Raw genomic sequence first — 16,035 nt, 5'->3', positions numbered from 1 at the left:
TCAAAACTCTGAAGATTACCTTACAGGTTTTTATCATATTTTGTCGCAATCCTAAATTTACAACTATTATTGTCCACTGTCTGTAGACAGTTGTCAATTATCTTGAGACAACTTACACTAAAATCATGATTTGAAGTTAAGTCCATGACAGTAGTGCAAGTTAAGCGAGTAGTGGAAGTGGTGCAGGACTTCCCAGATATTGGAAAGCGGATAAAACAGGCAAGGGAGAGAGATGAACGGTCTCTCTCACAAATTTGCCGAGAGGCTGGCATTAGTCGCGCCTATTGGTATCAATTAGAGGCTGAAAACTTGAGAGCGCCTGCAACAGAAGGAATCATCCGTAAGATTGAAGCAGTTCTAAATGTTGACTTAGGAGTGAAATTTTAAGAATAGAAGATGGAAATCCTTCCATTGTTGGCTGTTAAAAGCAATCAAGAGAGAAATATTGCTTAATTAGAGTGAAAATCTAGAAATGCGATCGCTGCCACTTTAATTAAAACAGGCGATCGCAATTAGTGAAATACAATATAATTTAAGCGAATTTACCAAATTAGCTGTTGTTTTGGATTTCGTCTAACTTGGCACGCACTGCCTGGATATCCTGCCACATCAACCATTTAGGCGCACCTTGTTCTTTAGAAGGGTTACGCAGCAAATAGGAAGGATGAAATATTGGCATACATAAACGCCCTTCCCACTCTAACCACTGTCCGCGAATTTTCGTAATCCCTCGCTTATCGCCTGTGATGCCTTTGACAGCAGTGGCACCTGTTAACAAAATTATTTTGGGGTCAACTAGGCGAATTTGTTCTAGTAAGTAGGGTAAACAAGCTGCGACTTCTACAGGTGTAGGAACTCTATTATCTGGTGGACGACATTTATTGATATTGGCAATATATACATCTTGTTCAGTAGTCAGATTTACGGATGCCAGAATTTTCTCCAACAACTGCCCCGATCTGCCTACAAATGGTAAGCCTGTTTCGTCTTCATTTTGACCAGGCGCTTCCCCTATAACCATAATTGGGGCTTTGAGATTACCGCGTCCGACAACAGCATGAGTTCGAGTGTCTCCCAATGGACAACGGTGGCAGCGATCGCAATGCTGTGCCAACTCCGTTATGTCAGAATAAGTTCCCGGAGCGATCGCAATTTTAGGGTCTGTGGGAATCAGTTCTCGTTGGTTAAGGGTTGAGTCGTCGAAGAGGCTGAGTTGGGTTTCGCTGCTCATGAAAATTAGGATTTTGGTATCAGCACCATCTGTCTTATTTGAGTTAAATACTGCTCTGGTTGGAGATTTATCAGAATAAATAGACTTTTGCTGAATACTTAATTATTTATACAAATCTTATTGTATCAGTTAATTTGAGACAAAATTCAGTCATCATAAAAGCAGTACCGTCCTAACATGCTGGGGGAAATTATGTCACATACCCCGCTTTTCGCCGATCGCACCCATGCGGGTGAGGAATTGGCGCGAGTGATTCATGATGTTTTGACTCAGCAAACTATTGATTCTGGGGTAAAACCTGTACCAATTGTTTATGCTTTGCCAAGAGGGGGTGTACCAGTAGCAGCACCAATAGCACGTCTTTTGGATTGTCCGTTGACAATTGTTGTGGCGAAAAAGATTAGCCATCCAGAAAACCCAGAGTTAGCAATTGGTGCAGTGACTAGTTATGGAAATGTTCTTTGGAGGGATCAAAAGCTATTTCGCCCTAAACATGATGCGCGATGGCAAGAAGTAGCTTTAAACAAAACAATAAACCAAGCTAAGTCTCTTGAGGCTCTATTAATTCCTGCTTGTTTGCAGGTGAATGCAGAGAATGCGACGCTGATCTTAGTTGATGATGGCATTGCTACAGGTATGACAATAGCGGTAGCCGCAACTGCTCTCAAAATGCTTTCTCCAGCAGCAGTCTGGCTATGTACTCCAGTAGCGCCACAAACATTGCTACCCTGGTTAGAACAGTGGGGCGATCGCACCATTGTTTTGCAAACACCGGAACCCTTTTGGAGTGTAAGTAATTTTTACGCCCAATTTCCCCAAGTAGATACATTAGAAGTTCTCGCGTATCTCCAGCAACAAAAGACAATGAGATAAATTGACCTCTGCGGGTAATTTTAAATTATTAACTAATCCCTCTCCTGCTTTTTAACGATTTTTGGACGTTTTTCTCAAAAGAGCTAATGGCATCAGTAAGTTTTGTGGCTCTTGTCTTTATCCCCATTTCAAATTACGTTCGCCCCTTCAGGCCGAGGCTCTATTCGGAACTTGTACTGAGCGACTTGTGCCAAGCATCTCGAAAAAGCGGACATGAACCGTTGCCGAGGTAAGTCGAAGTATTACAAATTATTTTAATATGTTCCTTGCTGATATTGCATGGCTTTGGCATAATCACCCAAGGCGTAGCAAGCAGTTTTCAGACGATCGAGAGCTTCTTCTTCACTGCGCCGATCTTTGATACTTCTAGCTAACAGCAAACGTTCTTCATAATACTTAATGGCTTTGTTATAGTCACCCAAAGCTTCACAAGCAACTCCTAAATTACCTAAAGACTGTTCTTCGCTACGATTGTCTTGAATTTCTCTAGCTAATTGCAACCGCTCTTCATGATACTTAATGGCTGTAGCATAATCACCTAAGGCATAACAAGCATTTCCTAGATTCTTTAGCACCTGAGAAGCACTGCGAACATGTTTTAAGGAGTATGCTAGTATTACACACTCCTCATAATAGGCGATCGCTTTTGGGTAATTGTCCAAAGCATACCAAGCATTACCCAAATTCTTGAGTACCTGTTCCTCGCCCCAGTGATCTTTGAGTTCCCGGACAATTTCTAGGCTTTGCTGCTGATACTCAATTGCCTGCGTAAAGTTGCCCGAAGCTTTATATACCAATCCCAAATTATTCAGTGCTGCTACTTGACTACGCTTGTCTTGCAGCTGTTGCGTTATTTTTAAACACTTTTCCAAAAATTCAATAGCCTTGTTATGGTCATTTAGATGACGGTATGCATTCCCTAAATGGGAAAGTGCTTGCATCTGCAATGCTAAATCTGAGGTGTTATTCACCAAAGATAGACACTGTTCGGAGTAAGATATAGCCCCTTTGTAGTCTCCAGCAGTGTAAGTTACCAATCCTAAAAAAGAAAGTGCCTGTGCCTGTTTTTGCAAATCCCCAACGGACTGAAACAGCCCCAAGGATTTTTGTAAGGACTTCAACGCCGCTATTAATTCACCAGCTTGCTGCTGTTGAATTCCTTGCCGTAGTAGCTTAGAAGCTTCCGATATGTCGTCACTTTCCGGTATAGGTAGTGTTTCTGCTTGTGAACCAGAGTCAAATTCATGGGTAATTGTATTACGTTTCACTGATTTTAAGTATGTTATGGGTAATTGCAGGGAACTGTATTTTTCGATCTGTGATTCCATTCACCTTTAGACATCAACCCTTTCCTGTTAAGTCTGGTGCTAAATCTAGTATTCCCAAAACCAGGATGTATCTTTCATCAGGTTGGTTTAGCATAGCGTAGGTTACAGCTATTTTCGGGTAAATAGACCACGCAGTAAGGACACAGCATTACTGTGCCCCTACGACAGATGTGACAGATGTGGTTCAAATACTAGAATTCTGCTGTAAGCAGGGGTGAGAGTTTATCAATATTGAATTATTGCTCGATCCTTTCGGATTACTACTCATGGAGAGTAATATTTATAGTTTTTATTTATACCTATTTCGTGCGAAAATGCTATTGATTTACTTAGAGACAATACCCTGCGGTAAGCCGCTTTGCGTGTAGATGAATTGCCCCTATACCCTGTAGTTTTGCATAACTTTTATAAGCAGCATTCATAACACCAATATTATTTAACAGTTCTATTATCAACATCTGCGCTGTATGTATGGTGCAGAATCTCTCGCACCTCCATTAAAGTTTTTCCTAGCATGTTTTTACCACTACCATCGGCTCCGCAACCCCAGTAAAAATCGATGGGCGAGTTTTCAACAATTTCTGCATTGCCTGTGGAAAGTAAGATATTCCTGATATCTGTATGAGTTTGAAATTTACATAGCACAGCTTGCCGCATGATGTCGTCTTTAACTCGTTCCCAATCTTGACGTAAAGGACGGGTTCTCTCACGCCCCATTTTTGCCGCATCTTTAGGTGTTTTAACTAGACGAATTTGTTCTATAGGTGTACCCACAAACTTTTGCGCTTGAAAGTAGTGTTCGCTAGTTGACCAATACAATTCATCTAATTCAAAGCCGTGGGGCGAAAAGTTAGAGAAACAGCCATATTCTTCACGAGTGCTATAAAAGTAGATTGTCATAGAAGTTTATAAGCTGTTACATATATAGTACTCATTGTGTCACACAGAATTTAATTCTGAATTCTGGCGACTAACGCATGTATTCTATTTTGTTAATAATAAATCCCCCCTTCGCTCCTGAAAATGCGGCGATATGGCCGCTATTTTTAAGAGTACCTGGGAGGATATTCAAGAAATAATTGTCACTAATCTACAAGTATTAACTATTGAGTCAATTTAAACGCACCTGGTAAAAGTTAAGTGTTGATTCACCCAACAGCTACAGACACATTTGCCACAGAACCATTATTTAGGATAGGCTGACGGGTTTTCAAGTCAAATTTGAAGCCATGAGGCAAAATATGAAGTTTTGCTCCGCAAATCGCCAAAGACTCATCCTTCAAAATTTCGTCCATATTGTTGTATGTAGCCTCTGATTCATCAACAATCGTAACCGCACCTTGACCAATAATTTCAATTTGGTTATCTGTCACGACCATAGCGGTATTCTCGTCAATACCGAATCCCAAAACAGCAGGCTGTAATATCAAAGCTGAAATTAAGCGTCCCAAGCGTCCGCGCTGGGAAAAATGCTGGTCAATTACCACTCCTGGTAGAAAACCAAGACCGGGACCCATTTCAACACTTTCAATCCGAGGATGTGTTTCTGAGTCGCCTTCCACAATCATTACGTCTGGCATCACCGCTGCTCCGGCGCTTGTGCCTGCGATAACTATACCTTCAGAGAAGCGTTGATGAATAGCAGCATCGATTTCGGTATCTTTGAGAATGCTGGTGATGCGAGCTTGGTCTCCCCCAGTAAAAAATACCCCAGTTGCTTTATTAATTGCTTCCAATGCGGTAGACGAAGATGCATCTTCGCGGGTTTCTGTATCAATAATGCGAGCATTTTCGGCTCCCAGTCGCTCAAATACTCTAATATAATTTTCTCCAACTTCTCTTGGTAATTCTGTCGCTGCCGTCATAATTACAATGTGCGCCTTCGTACCCCCAGCCCGTCGCACAAAGTCCCGCAGAATTTGGCAATCTCCTTCCTTGTCTTCAGCGCCCCCAATAATTACCAGCTGCCGTTTGGGATTAGTTTCTACCATGATGCCCTCTGATTTGAGTTAATAAATTTTACTAAACCATGACAATTCCAACTATCAAATCATCCCTTTGGTAGATTACCTGATAGAAGGTAGTATTATAATTTGCGTCGACGCAAAGCGGCTTGTCGTTAGACATCGCAACGAAACCAAAATATTTTTCCAAAAAATTACATAAAAAATAACTATCCTCATTAACGTTTGTTGACTTAATAAAACCCACAACACCAATAGCCTCTAGAGCGATTTTCTAGAGGCATCGCTAATTGCCGATTGAAAATTTGTCGGGCAATTATTAAATGATTGGTATTAACTCTAGCTGGGTGCATTAGAGGATGTTTGAAAAGTCATCTTGTCGGTATTAAAAGTTATAGATCCCTCTAAAACCCCCTATAAAAAGGGGAACTTTAATTCCGGTTGCCCTCTTTTTAAGGGGAGCGTGCGAGGTCTTACGGTCTCCCAAAATGGAGAGACTGGCGTGGGTGTAGGGGGGGATCTAAAAGTGCCTATAGTCACAGTGAAATACTTTTCAAACAACCTCTTAGATATCTGATGGTAAGTCCTAATGAATGTGACTTTTATAAAGCAAGTTAGTTAAGAAAAAACGTGCTTGTTCTAGTGGCAGATGCCTGGGTTTACCTTGGTAGACAATTTGATACTCATTCATGTCTGGGCCATCACCATGCCCAGATATCAGCTTTTGGTGAAAAGCTTCTTCAGCAAGTTCTCGAATTTCGTCTCTTAGAGCAGCTTCTGTGCTATTCATACTTTGCTGTCTTTTCAATACCGCACATCTATTTATACAAATTCTTGGCTAGTGTTGCACCTTTCAAAGGTTATATCTTTGACTAGTCATGAGGATGAATTGACCGTAGTTTTTTCTTTGCTGAGGTTGGGGGGGTTTAATTATGCCTTGAGGTAGTTGAAAATGCTTACTAATAGGGTTAGTGTGGGTTCTGATTAGAGCAATGGATTTGCCATCACTATTTAATGTGAATCAATTTACAATCAATAAGTCTGAGTCACCAGAACTCAGCATTTAAATTTCAGGGTGTTTAGCCAAAGGTTCGTAATCAATGGTTCTACAAAAAAGCAGTGATTTAGTCCGCATTAATGCTAGAAGAACGGATGTATTCGATATTTTCAACTTCAAGCATTATATTGGGACCAACCCCTATTTAGATATAGGGGCGCTAGTATTTGACTTTGCTCTAGTTCAGTCTAGAGAGCGTTTGCCCATTGAAGATTATATTGCAAGGATTGGCGATCGCTATCCAAATCTGGGCAGTCAAAGCTACGAATCTTATGCTCATCTATTTGCCCAAGTTGTGTCCGAAGTCGGAAAACTGGACATGGATTTGCATCTTAACCGTTGGAGTGTCAAGCCATATCCAGATTGTGTGCGGATTAGCGTCCAATCACTACATGAACGCACAACTAGAGAGGTAGCTTATTTTGTTTGGGATTGGTTTGAAGCCATTACCCAAGACGAAGACTTTACCTTTGATGAACAATTGGTGAGGCTGCAAAATAAATTCCGCGCCTCTGTCTATGGTGGCCCCACGGTTTACGCCCTATTGCGAACAGCCTACGAAAAAGGTATTCCCGCCTTTTATTTGTGGGAAGAAGGATTAATGCAATACGGCTTAGGAAAAAAACATGTCCGGGGGGTAGCAACAACATTTAACTGTGATAGCCATCTAGATTCGGAGTTTACCACCCGCAAAGATGACTGCAAGGCATTCTTAAAAACCTTGGGTTTCCCAGTTCCTGAAGGCGATATCGTCTTTTCTGAGAAGGATGCCTTGGCGGCAGCAAGACAAATTGGCTACCCAGTGGCAGTTAAGCCAGTGGTAGGCCACAAAGGAATTGGCGTTACGGCTGACGTGCAAGACTCAAAAGAACTTGCAGCTGCTTATAATAGGGCATTGGCAGCGATTCCCGAAGATCAGCTAACTCGGATAATTGTTGAAAAAAGTATTTCCGGCTCAGATTTTCGTTTGTTGTGTGTCAATGGGAGATTTGTCGCCGCCACAGAACGGCGTCCAGCCTCGGTTGTTGGTGATGGCTATTTAACGCTTGCAGAATTAATCCGCCTAGAGAACCGGAAACCTGCGCGTTTAGACACGCCTACCTCGCCGATGAGTAAAATTCAGATAGATGAAGCGATGGAACTCTACCTAGAGGAACAGCGCTTATCATTGGACAGCGTGATTGAGAAGGGGCGCACTGTTTACCTGCGTAAAGTCGCTAATCTTTCAGCTGGAGGTATGAGCATTGATGCAACCCAGACAGTTCATGATGACAATATTATCTTGGCGCAAGATATTGCTCAACACTTCCAGTTGACTTGCCTTGGTATTGATGTCATTACGAAAACTCTTTCAGAATCTTGGAAATCCAGTAACTTTGCTATCTTGGAAATCAACGCTGCACCAGGTGTTTTAATGCATCTTAAACCTTCTGTTGGTGAAAGCGTTGATGTGCCTTCTTATATCTTAGAAACCTTTTTTGAGTCGGGTACAGATTCTAGGATACCGATTATTACCTTTAATAAAATCTCAGTTGAAGAACTGCAAGCAACGATTGACCATATCCTTTTGCAAAATCCCAACTGGAGAATAGGCGCTGTTTGTCGTGATGCAGTTTTTGTGAATCGCTCCAAAAAAGTATTAAGCAAAAATTACAACAGCAACGTCCAAACTTTGCTGCGTCATCCAAAACTTGATTTGCTGATTGCCGAGTATGCAGAAGATATTCTTGATGAAGAGGGGATGTTTTACCGCAGTAGTAATATGGTAGTTTTGGATAATCCGACCGAAACTGAGATGATGTTGGTGCGGGATGTCTTTGATGATTCGACTGTGGTGATTAGAAAAGGTAACGACATTTCTATCCGTCGCAAAGGGTTGATTGAAGATTATACTTTGGGTGAAGATGAACCGTTTACGCGGGTTTATTTGAAAGAGACTGGAGCAATTTTGTGAGCTAAGTTGTGAGGTACAAGAACCCCACCCCCAACCCCCTCCCCGCTTTTCGAGAGGGGGCTATGATGTACTTCATCTGATTAGGAAATAGTATATATCTCGGATAACTTTTAGAAAGACGGGGATATGGACAGGGAAAATTTTCACAAATGAGATAGGATATTCTGTGAGTTTCAGGTAGCTGAAAATTGCTATTTATCAGAATTCATCGATTTTTTAGAAGTTTAAAATATCTAATGATTCTTCTATTTCTAAATCTAATATTATTTGTCGTGTATCTTTGAGTGCTTCTAGCTTACCTTCTTGACGATAAATATCTGCCGCTTTTTGAAAGTCTTCAATTGCTCCCTGTTTATCTGCTATTTCTAAACGGATATTGCCACGATTGTAATAAGCATCTGCATAATTTGAATTAATCTGGATTGCTTGAGTATAATCTTCAATTGCTCCTTCAAAATCTCCTAAATCTGAACGAGCATTACCACGTTTTTTATAAGCATCTGCATAATTTGGATTAATCTGTATTGCCTGAGTATAATCTTCAATCGCTCCTTCAAAATCTCCTAAATCTGAACGAGCATTACCACGTTTTTTATAAGCTATGGCATCTTTAGGATTAATTTTGATTGCTTGGGTAAATCCTGGTTGAGAGCCTAATAAATAACGAGCAATTCCACGGTTTTTATAAGCATCAGCATAATGGGGGTTAATTTTAATAGCCTGAGTATAATCCTCAATTGCTCCTTGGTTATCTCCTACATGAGAACGAGCTTCAGCCCGGTTTTTATAAGCTACGGCAACATTAGGATTAATTCTGATAGCTTGGCTATAATCATTAATTGCTTCTTCTAATCGCCCCAGTTGAGACAAAGCTAGACCTCGTTTATTGTAAGATTTAGCATCATGAAGATTCATCTGGATTGCCTGAGAATAATCTGCGATCGCAGCTTCATAATCTCCTACTTGATAGTAAGCTAAACCTCGTTTATAATATAAATCAACATCACTAGATTTAATTTGTAAGGCTTGATTATAGTTAGCGATCGCATTTGAATATTCTCCTTTCTCAAAACATTCATTACCCAATTTTACATAAAATATATTTAAATCTTCATTACTATATTCGGCTTTTAAATAAGATTTACTTAACTGATTAATAGTTGACTGAGATGCAATTTCCTGCTTGGGGATATATTTGTAAATTGGTGGTTGTTGCTTAGAATAATTTATAGAAGATTGTAACTGTTCTAGATAACACCATAAACCACCACCATAGAGTAATTGTTCTATCCCAAAAGAAATTTTACCAGTCTTCAACTTAATCATCCGGGTTGGGAGAAAGCCAGCCAAAAAAAGGTGATATTCAGATTGTGCTTCACTCACATCTTCTTGAATCAAAATGCAAACTACAACTGCATTTTTTTCAACCTCTTCAGAACTAATTGACCATTTAACTCTATCAATACTACCGTGACGAGATTTAACCTCAATACCAATAGATGGGTCAGAAGTCAAGGTAAAATCTATATTGCCATCGCCGCCGAATCGCTTTTCATAATCGACTTCGGTAATAAAATCAGCTAAACGTTCTTTGACAACTTCCTCACCCAACTTACCTTTAAGATAGCTAATAAAAACATCACGGACTGGCGAAACACGCTTATATTTCTCAGCCATCAGCCAGCAAAATTCTCGTAATGCCTTTAACCTTTCTCCAGAGATTATAGTTAATTCACTATATTGACCTTCTGTTTCACAATGAAGTAGACAACCAGATGTTAACCTTTTAACAAAATCAGACTGTAGCGATCGCAGTAGTGTAATCCAGTCCATTTATATTTCTGCGAATCTTATGATGAGATTATTCTATTAAAATATCCACTTGGCGTAAACCTTTTAATTAGCTTGGGTGATATTCACAAAAATTCTTTACATCACTTTTTTAGGTGCGGCCATGTTTCATTATGCCAGAGTTTTGAGGAGTTGAGAGAGTGCGATCGCTGGGAATAATACATGAAACCACCAATCGCACAAATGACCCAAAATCAAAACCCCAACCCAAAGCCTCTCACCAACTCCAGTCCCCCCTCATCGCTTGCGGGGAGGGGGTTAGGGGGTGGGGTTCCGGGATACCCTTGGCAAACCCCCCACGAACTTTGGAAAAAACTTAAGCCATTAGCGCGACAAATGCGGTGTGAACCAACTCCAGCAGAAAAGTTACTTTGGCAGAAGTTGAGACACAAGCAACTTTTGGGTTTCAAGTTCCGCCGTCAGCAAACAATTGACCGTTTTATCGTCGATTTTTATTGTAATGAAGCGCGGTTAGTGGTGGAAGTGGATGGCGAAATTCATGACTATACCCAACAGGAAGATGCGATACGTCAAGAATTTTTGGAGAGTTTGGGGTTGCAGGTTGTGCGATTTAGAAATGAGGATGTTCTGGAGAAGATGGAGGGGGTGTTGCAGGATATTGCTGCTTCGTTGCAGAGATAGAACCCCACCCCCAACCCCCTCCCCGCTCTTCGAGAGGGGGCTAATTATGTGGTTTTTGGGGTGTGCGATCGCTTTGCGTGATGATTTGACGATTATTTTACAGGATAGTGATTTTGAGCGCGTGGATTATGTTAATCGCTTAAGCAATATGGGAATACTATATATAAGTTTTAATGATAAAAATATGACTTCACCAATGGAAGAGTTTGGGCTAAATTTTGAGCAAACAAAAATTTTGTATAGTTTTCAGTATTTTTTACTACAACAAGATATTGACAGAGAGACAGAATTTGTAAAAAAGCAGCTTAAACGTAGATATTTAAACAAGTGGAGTAAATCAGTTGAAAAATTTTTAGAAACTCTAGCTAGTAATGATTTACAAAAAAATAATAGTTTTTTATATACTGATTATTCTTTATTCGAGGAAGCATTCAAAATAATGAAGTGGTCACTCGATAAAAGACGACCTTTATATTCAATTGTATTAGAATTGTCACTGTTTAATCTCTATGCTCCTTTTGGTACTGAGGAGGATGAACAATTCAAAAAATTAAAACTTAGCGAAACATTTCGTCCAATAATTATAGAAACACTTGTGTTTTTTGCAAATGAGCTTGGAGTAGAAAAAGAACACGTCACAAGATTTAAATCTAATTATCAAAAATGGAACAATGAAATTACAGGCTCAAACCCTTTGAATTTTTTGTTAGGAGGCTTGATAGGGGGAGCCGTTGTGGCAGCGGTAGCTGCTGCTATTGCAATACCTATTCTTGTTCCTTTACTAGCTCCTATGCTTGCACCAGGGCTTTCAGGCGCAGCGGCAATCTCAGCTGTGCTAGCGGCTTTAGGCGGAGGTGCTATTGCAGGAGGTGGTTTTGGTATGGCAGGTGGAATGGCTGTGATTGTTGGTGGCGGTGCAATTCTTGGCACTGGCGCTGGTAGTGGTATTAGTTCATTATTTGCTCAGTCACCGAATTTAGCAGTCCGCGAAGCAGCAAAATTTTTAGTGACTTTTAACGATATTATATTAGTTCAAGAAGATGTTATAAAGCAGGAAATTGCTTTGAACGCCAGAAACATAATTAAAGGACAGAGAAATGCAATTAATGAACTAGAAGAACAAATTTTAGAAATGCAAATGGCGAGAACTAATAATCAAGAGCAAATAAGTAATTTACAACAAGTTGTTAAATATTTGAGAAAAGCCTTAGAAATAAGCCAAAATTTATTAAAAAGTTTTTTGTATAAAAATGGTTTACAGTGAAATAGTAAATCGGTGACAAAATATTTAGGACGTAGCTGAGGAGATAGATAATCTGCGTAGATGCGAAGCAGCTTGTCGTCAGACATCGCAACTATTAGTCTCCCATTTACTCCTGGTCATAATTCAGGATCATCTAAATATGGGTTCATTCCTGGAAATGGATAGGCCATAACAAATATCTCAAAACTAAAATTTTAAACCTAATTCTCATAGCCCTCTCCTCGTAACTCTCATAGCCCCCTCTCGAAGATCGGGGAGGGGGTTGGGGGTGGGGTTCTCCGGGTTCAATAATTAATCAAGGGGACATGACATAACACATTACCTCATATCATAACCAAACAAATTTGGGTCTACTTCTCCTAACTGCAACTCTGCCAAACCATATTCCGCCCATCGTCTTTCTACCATCGCCGCCACATCTGGATCAGATTCCAAAGGCGAACCCCACTCATGGTCTGTTTCCGGCGGAATTTTTGTAGTCGCATCAATTCCCATCCGTCCACCTAAGCCAATCTTTTCACTGGCAAAATCTAACGTATCAAAAGGTGTATTCGGTAAAATAAAGACATCTCGCACTGGGTCAACTTTAGAACTAATCGCCCACACAACTTGACGCGGATCGCGAATATTTATATCTTTATCCACAACAATTACAAATTTTGTGTATGTAAATTGTGGTAAAGCACTCCAAAACGCTAAAGCTGCGCGTCGCGCTTGTCCGGGATATGCTTTATCAATGGAAATAATCGCCGCTTTGTAACTCAATGCTTCCATTGGTAGGAAGAAATCGACAATTTCTGAGACTTGTTGGCGTAGTATGGGCGTATAAATCCGATTTAGTGCGATCGCCATCATCGCTTCTTCTTTAGGCGGACGACCGCTAAATGTTGTTAAGTAAATTGGATTTTTCCGGTGTGTCATACACTCAAAGCGTACCAATGGCGAATCTTCCACGCCGCCGTAATAACCCATGTGGTCGCCAAAAGGCCCATCTGGTAAAACTTCGCCTGGTGTAATCGTCCCTTCCAAGACAAATTCTGAATCTGCGGGAACTTCCAAATCGACAGTTTTACACTTCGCCAACTGCACACCAGAACCGCCGTAAAGTCCTGCAAACAGCCATTCTGATAAATCTACAGGGATGGGTGTAGCAGCTGCCATAATAATTAGAGGATCTACACCAAGTGCGATCGCAACTTCTAATTTTTTCCCACGTTCTGCCGCTTTTCGCAAATGCCTCGCCCCACCCCGCACTGATAACCAGTGAACCGTCATCGTATTTTTAGATTGTAGTTGCAAGCGATACACACCTACATTTGGAGTACCCGTCTCACAATCCCTGGTAATTACCAGTCCCAGTGTAATAATCTTGCCAGCATCACCAATATAAGGACGTATCAAAGGTAACTTATGTAAATCTAAATCATTACCTTGAACTACAACTTGCTGACAAGCAGGGAAAAAATCCCGTCCTGGTTTCGCCTTCACCACATCAAACAACACTTTCCCAAAATCTATCGCTTGGGAAATCTTCTTCGGCGGTTTTGGCTGTTGCAGCATACTTAGTTTTTTCCCCAAAGTTTCCAACTCCTCTGGATGCTGCATATTCATCGCCCAGCAAATCCTTTCCACAGTTCCCATCAAATTCACCGCCACCGGGAAGGAAGCGCCTTTGACGTTTTCAAACAACAACCCTGGCCCACCTTTTTGCAGCATCCGGTTGGAAATCTCAGCAATTTCTAAATCTGGGTCAACTAAAGCTGAAATCCGCCGTAATTGTCCCTTTTCTTCCAAAATTTTAATGAATCCCCGCAAGTCTCTCGCCATTGTTCTAATAAAGCTGATTATTTAAGAAGTGTGAAGCGCTTTCTTATATTATGGGGCATTGGAAAGAGGCAGAGGGGCAGTTCTTGCTGGGGACAGGGGGAAAGAGGTAATTTTTTATTCTCCCCCTACCCCCTGCTCCCTCATCTCCCCATTTAGGAAATAAATTGTTGGTTTTAATGAGAAATTAACCTATTTAGTAACTTTTCTTAACTGTGTTTTCCAAAGGATTTAGTTATTGTATCTAGGGATACGCAATTATTTTTTATAAATAAGCGCTAACCTAATCAAACATGGCCAGAATATACTATACCTTCCTGGCGGGCGGCTTTGTTATATAGCCCCTGCCGGGTTTATTTGTTACAAGCTGCGACTGTGCCTTGCTTTTGAGTTTTTCTGAATTTTTGTAACTTTGCGTTAGCGTAGAGCAACCCAGACATCGCCGCCCCTACCAATATATATAGCAGTCCTAAATCATTAGACATCTCCAGAAATTAAATATGCGTAACTTTAAACCCTTGTAGAGACGCGAAATTTCGCGTCTCTACATTCATTGTCGGAGATGTCTATAGGACTTACGCAAAATCAGGATAAAACGAACCGCAAAGGACGCAAAGGACACAAAGGAATAAAAGTTTTAGAGGGTTCTTGCGTAAGTCCTGGTCTATTCGTGAAAATTATATCTCTCTTTCTTCTTTCTTCTTTCCTTTGCGTCCTTGGCGGTTCGTTTCCTAATCCATATTTTTCACAACTCAGATAGGATTGCTATATCCCACATTCCGCACTTCAAAATGTATTATCTATCTTTTCAATAAAAATTCCTAATAATGTTCAAATTATTAAGTATTAATATTGAATACCATTGGCGATTTATGTTGTTGATTTAACCATTTTTTTCCACCTATGGGAAATCTACGCATATTACACGATGAAGTGCGGAAAGTCGGCTATATGTAACAGGTATTTTCTTAAATGGTAAGTAAGTAGGTCAAATTAAATATAAAACCTCACCCTCAATCCGGCTGACCCCGACAATAATAAGGAGAGGGATTGAGGGTGAGGTTTACTCTTATACTTAATTACGACTATCTACTTATAAGGAATATTTTTTTAAGTTGAGCAATGAATTTTATTAATTTTCAATATTATCAATAAACAATAATTTTTTGTAACATCATTAAACTAAGAATCTTACTCCTAAAAACTGTGATATTTTCAAGTAATAATGTTGACTTTACCAGTGTCAATATCGTAACAAGCGCCGACAATTTTGAGTTTCCCTTCACTGAGCAATTTGTCCAAAATAGTCGAGCTTTCCTGCAATTTTTCAGCCTGATATTCAATATTGGCTATAACTGCATTCTGCATATTATCACCCGTTCTTAACTTTACCCTTTCTACAGATGGTTTGATACCCTCAATAATCAAACCAATTCTGCCAGGAAGTGGTTCGTTTTTGATTGCTTCTGCTACTGCACCGCATCTTTTATGACCCAAAATTACAATCAACTGCGAACCTAAAACTGTTGTAGAATATTCCAGACTACCTATAACTGTATCACTAACGACATTACCAGCAACTCGCACGACAAATAAATCTCCAAGCCCTTGATCGAAGACGATTTCCGCAGGGACTCTGGAATCTGCACAACCTAATATAGCGGCAAACGGATATTGAGCTTTAGCGACTAATCGCAAATGTTCTAGTGATTGATCGGGATATTGACGTTTTTGTTGGATAAATCTTTGATTACCATCAAGCAAGCGTCTGACGGCTTCATTAGGACTAACTAGATTAGGGTTAACTGGATGAATATCAGCAACAGCAGTTTGCTCTGTATTCCAAAAACTATCACCAAAAGTAGTAGCTGCAATACCTACTACACTGGCAAATTTTAAGAAATCACGTCGCCCTACAAATCCATTAATTCGACTCATCAATCTACCTGAAAAGAAAGCTGTTCTCAAGAAGATATCAGGCTTAAGCAAGATGCAAGAGTACCCTTTTACACTATTTAAGAGTCATTTAATCTTCAGATGACATCGT

12 protein-coding genes and 1 pseudogene are annotated in these 16,035 nt (G+C 40.2%); 5 read left to right on the top strand and 8 right to left on the bottom strand.

Going from position 1 to position 16,035, the window contains the following annotated elements:
- The first annotated feature begins 144 nt into the window (after nt 1-144).
- On the top strand, nt 145-387 hold the full coding sequence (locus V7K32_RS14215) for a helix-turn-helix domain-containing protein (RefSeq protein WP_334994192.1): 243 nt from the start codon (nt 145-147) through the stop codon (nt 385-387).
- 163 nt (nt 388-550) lie between these two features.
- On the opposite strand, the gene V7K32_RS14210 is transcribed toward V7K32_RS14215, so the two are convergent.
- Nucleotides 551-1,231, bottom strand: a complete 681-nt coding sequence (locus V7K32_RS14210) for a uracil-DNA glycosylase (RefSeq protein WP_334994190.1) — start codon at nt 1,229-1,231, stop codon at nt 551-553.
- A 192-nt stretch (nt 1,232-1,423) separates the two neighbouring features.
- Here V7K32_RS14210 and V7K32_RS14205 point away from each other — a divergent pair, with 192 nt between their 5' ends.
- Nucleotides 1,424-2,104 (top strand): phosphoribosyltransferase, encoded by a 681-nt coding sequence (locus V7K32_RS14205; RefSeq protein ID WP_334994188.1) that lies wholly within the window; start codon nt 1,424-1,426, stop codon nt 2,102-2,104.
- Nucleotides 2,105-2,358: 254 nt separating this feature from the next.
- On the opposite strand, the pseudogene V7K32_RS14200 reads toward V7K32_RS14205, so the two are convergent.
- The 4 genes and pseudogenes from V7K32_RS14200 to V7K32_RS14185 form a co-directional block, all read right to left on the bottom strand.
- Nucleotides 2,359-3,446, bottom strand: a pseudogene (locus V7K32_RS14200) (tetratricopeptide repeat protein).
- 418 nt (nt 3,447-3,864) lie between these two features.
- Nucleotides 3,865-4,332 carry an NADAR family protein gene (locus V7K32_RS14195; protein WP_334994186.1) on the bottom strand — a complete coding sequence of 156 codons (468 nt, stop codon included), beginning with the start codon at nt 4,330-4,332 and terminating at the stop codon, nt 3,865-3,867.
- 248 nt (nt 4,333-4,580) lie between these two features.
- Nucleotides 4,581-5,423 (bottom strand): cyanophycinase, encoded by an 843-nt coding sequence (locus V7K32_RS14190; RefSeq protein ID WP_334994184.1) that lies wholly within the window; start codon nt 5,421-5,423, stop codon nt 4,581-4,583.
- A 559-nt stretch (nt 5,424-5,982) separates the two neighbouring features.
- Complete coding sequence (locus V7K32_RS14185) at nt 5,983-6,186, bottom strand: hypothetical protein (RefSeq protein ID WP_334994182.1); 204 nt, start codon at nt 6,184-6,186, stop codon at nt 5,983-5,985.
- Nucleotides 6,187-6,496: 310 nt separating this feature from the next.
- Between V7K32_RS14185 and V7K32_RS14180 the strand changes: the two genes are divergently transcribed.
- On the top strand, nt 6,497-8,407 hold the full coding sequence (locus tag V7K32_RS14180) for an ATP-binding protein (protein WP_334994180.1): 1,911 nt from the start codon (nt 6,497-6,499) through the stop codon (nt 8,405-8,407).
- Between the two features lie 216 nt (nt 8,408-8,623).
- On the opposite strand, the gene V7K32_RS14175 is transcribed toward V7K32_RS14180, so the two are convergent.
- Nucleotides 8,624-10,240 carry a tetratricopeptide repeat protein gene (locus V7K32_RS14175; protein ID WP_334994178.1) on the bottom strand — a complete coding sequence of 539 codons (1,617 nt, stop codon included), beginning with the start codon at nt 10,238-10,240 and terminating at the stop codon, nt 8,624-8,626.
- A gap of 180 nt (nt 10,241-10,420) precedes the next feature.
- Here V7K32_RS14175 and V7K32_RS14170 point away from each other — a divergent pair, with 180 nt between their 5' ends.
- Together V7K32_RS14170 and V7K32_RS14165 are read left to right on the top strand one after the other, a co-directional pair.
- Nucleotides 10,421-10,900, top strand: coding sequence for an endonuclease domain-containing protein (locus tag V7K32_RS14170; protein WP_334994176.1), 480 nt, complete (start codon nt 10,421-10,423; stop codon nt 10,898-10,900).
- 46 nt (nt 10,901-10,946) lie between these two features.
- The gene (locus V7K32_RS14165; RefSeq protein WP_334994174.1) at nt 10,947-12,164 is read left to right on the top strand and encodes a hypothetical protein; all 1,218 of its coding nucleotides are present in this window, start codon (nt 10,947-10,949) and stop codon (nt 12,162-12,164) included.
- Nucleotides 12,165-12,482: 318 nt separating this feature from the next.
- On the opposite strand, the gene V7K32_RS14160 is transcribed toward V7K32_RS14165, so the two are convergent.
- Both V7K32_RS14160 and V7K32_RS14155 read right to left on the bottom strand, forming a co-directional pair.
- Entirely contained in the window at nt 12,483-13,991 is a 1,509-nt protein-coding gene (locus V7K32_RS14160) for a UbiD family decarboxylase (protein ID WP_334994172.1), read from the bottom strand.
- 1,212 nt (nt 13,992-15,203) lie between these two features.
- Nucleotides 15,204-15,926, bottom strand: coding sequence for a carbonic anhydrase (locus tag V7K32_RS14155; protein ID WP_334994170.1), 723 nt, complete (start codon nt 15,924-15,926; stop codon nt 15,204-15,206).
- Between the last annotated feature and the right edge of the window lie 109 nt (nt 15,927-16,035).

This window comes from Nostoc sp., from assembly GCF_036917635.1.
Classification (GTDB): Bacteria; Cyanobacteriota; Cyanobacteriia; order Cyanobacteriales; family Nostocaceae; genus Nostoc.
Note: the sequence above shows the minus strand (reverse complement) of the source record. Positions and strands in the feature narration are given on the sequence as shown.

Coding starts and splice junctions, on each gene's coding strand:
- V7K32_RS14205 (WP_334994188.1), top strand. CDS start 1,424: ATGTCACATACCCCGCTTTTCGCCGATCGCACCCATGCGGGTGAGGAA.
- V7K32_RS14210 (WP_334994190.1), bottom strand. CDS start 1,231: ATGAGCAGCGAAACCCAACTCAGCCTCTTCGACGACTCAACCCTTAAC.
- V7K32_RS14185 (WP_334994182.1), bottom strand. CDS start 6,186: ATGAATAGCACAGAAGCTGCTCTAAGAGACGAAATTCGAGAACTTGCT.
- V7K32_RS14155 (WP_334994170.1), bottom strand. CDS start 15,926: ATGAGTCGAATTAATGGATTTGTAGGGCGACGTGATTTCTTAAAATTT.
- V7K32_RS14170 (WP_334994176.1), top strand. CDS start 10,421: ATGAAACCACCAATCGCACAAATGACCCAAAATCAAAACCCCAACCCA.
- V7K32_RS14215 (WP_334994192.1), top strand. CDS start 145: ATGACAGTAGTGCAAGTTAAGCGAGTAGTGGAAGTGGTGCAGGACTTC.
- V7K32_RS14190 (WP_334994184.1), bottom strand. CDS start 5,423: ATGGTAGAAACTAATCCCAAACGGCAGCTGGTAATTATTGGGGGCGCT.
- V7K32_RS14180 (WP_334994180.1), top strand. CDS start 6,497: ATGGTTCTACAAAAAAGCAGTGATTTAGTCCGCATTAATGCTAGAAGA.
- V7K32_RS14195 (WP_334994186.1), bottom strand. CDS start 4,332: ATGACAATCTACTTTTATAGCACTCGTGAAGAATATGGCTGTTTCTCT.
- V7K32_RS14165 (WP_334994174.1), top strand. CDS start 10,947: ATGTGGTTTTTGGGGTGTGCGATCGCTTTGCGTGATGATTTGACGATT.
- V7K32_RS14160 (WP_334994172.1), bottom strand. CDS start 13,991: ATGGCGAGAGACTTGCGGGGATTCATTAAAATTTTGGAAGAAAAGGGA.
- V7K32_RS14175 (WP_334994178.1), bottom strand. CDS start 10,240: ATGGACTGGATTACACTACTGCGATCGCTACAGTCTGATTTTGTTAAA.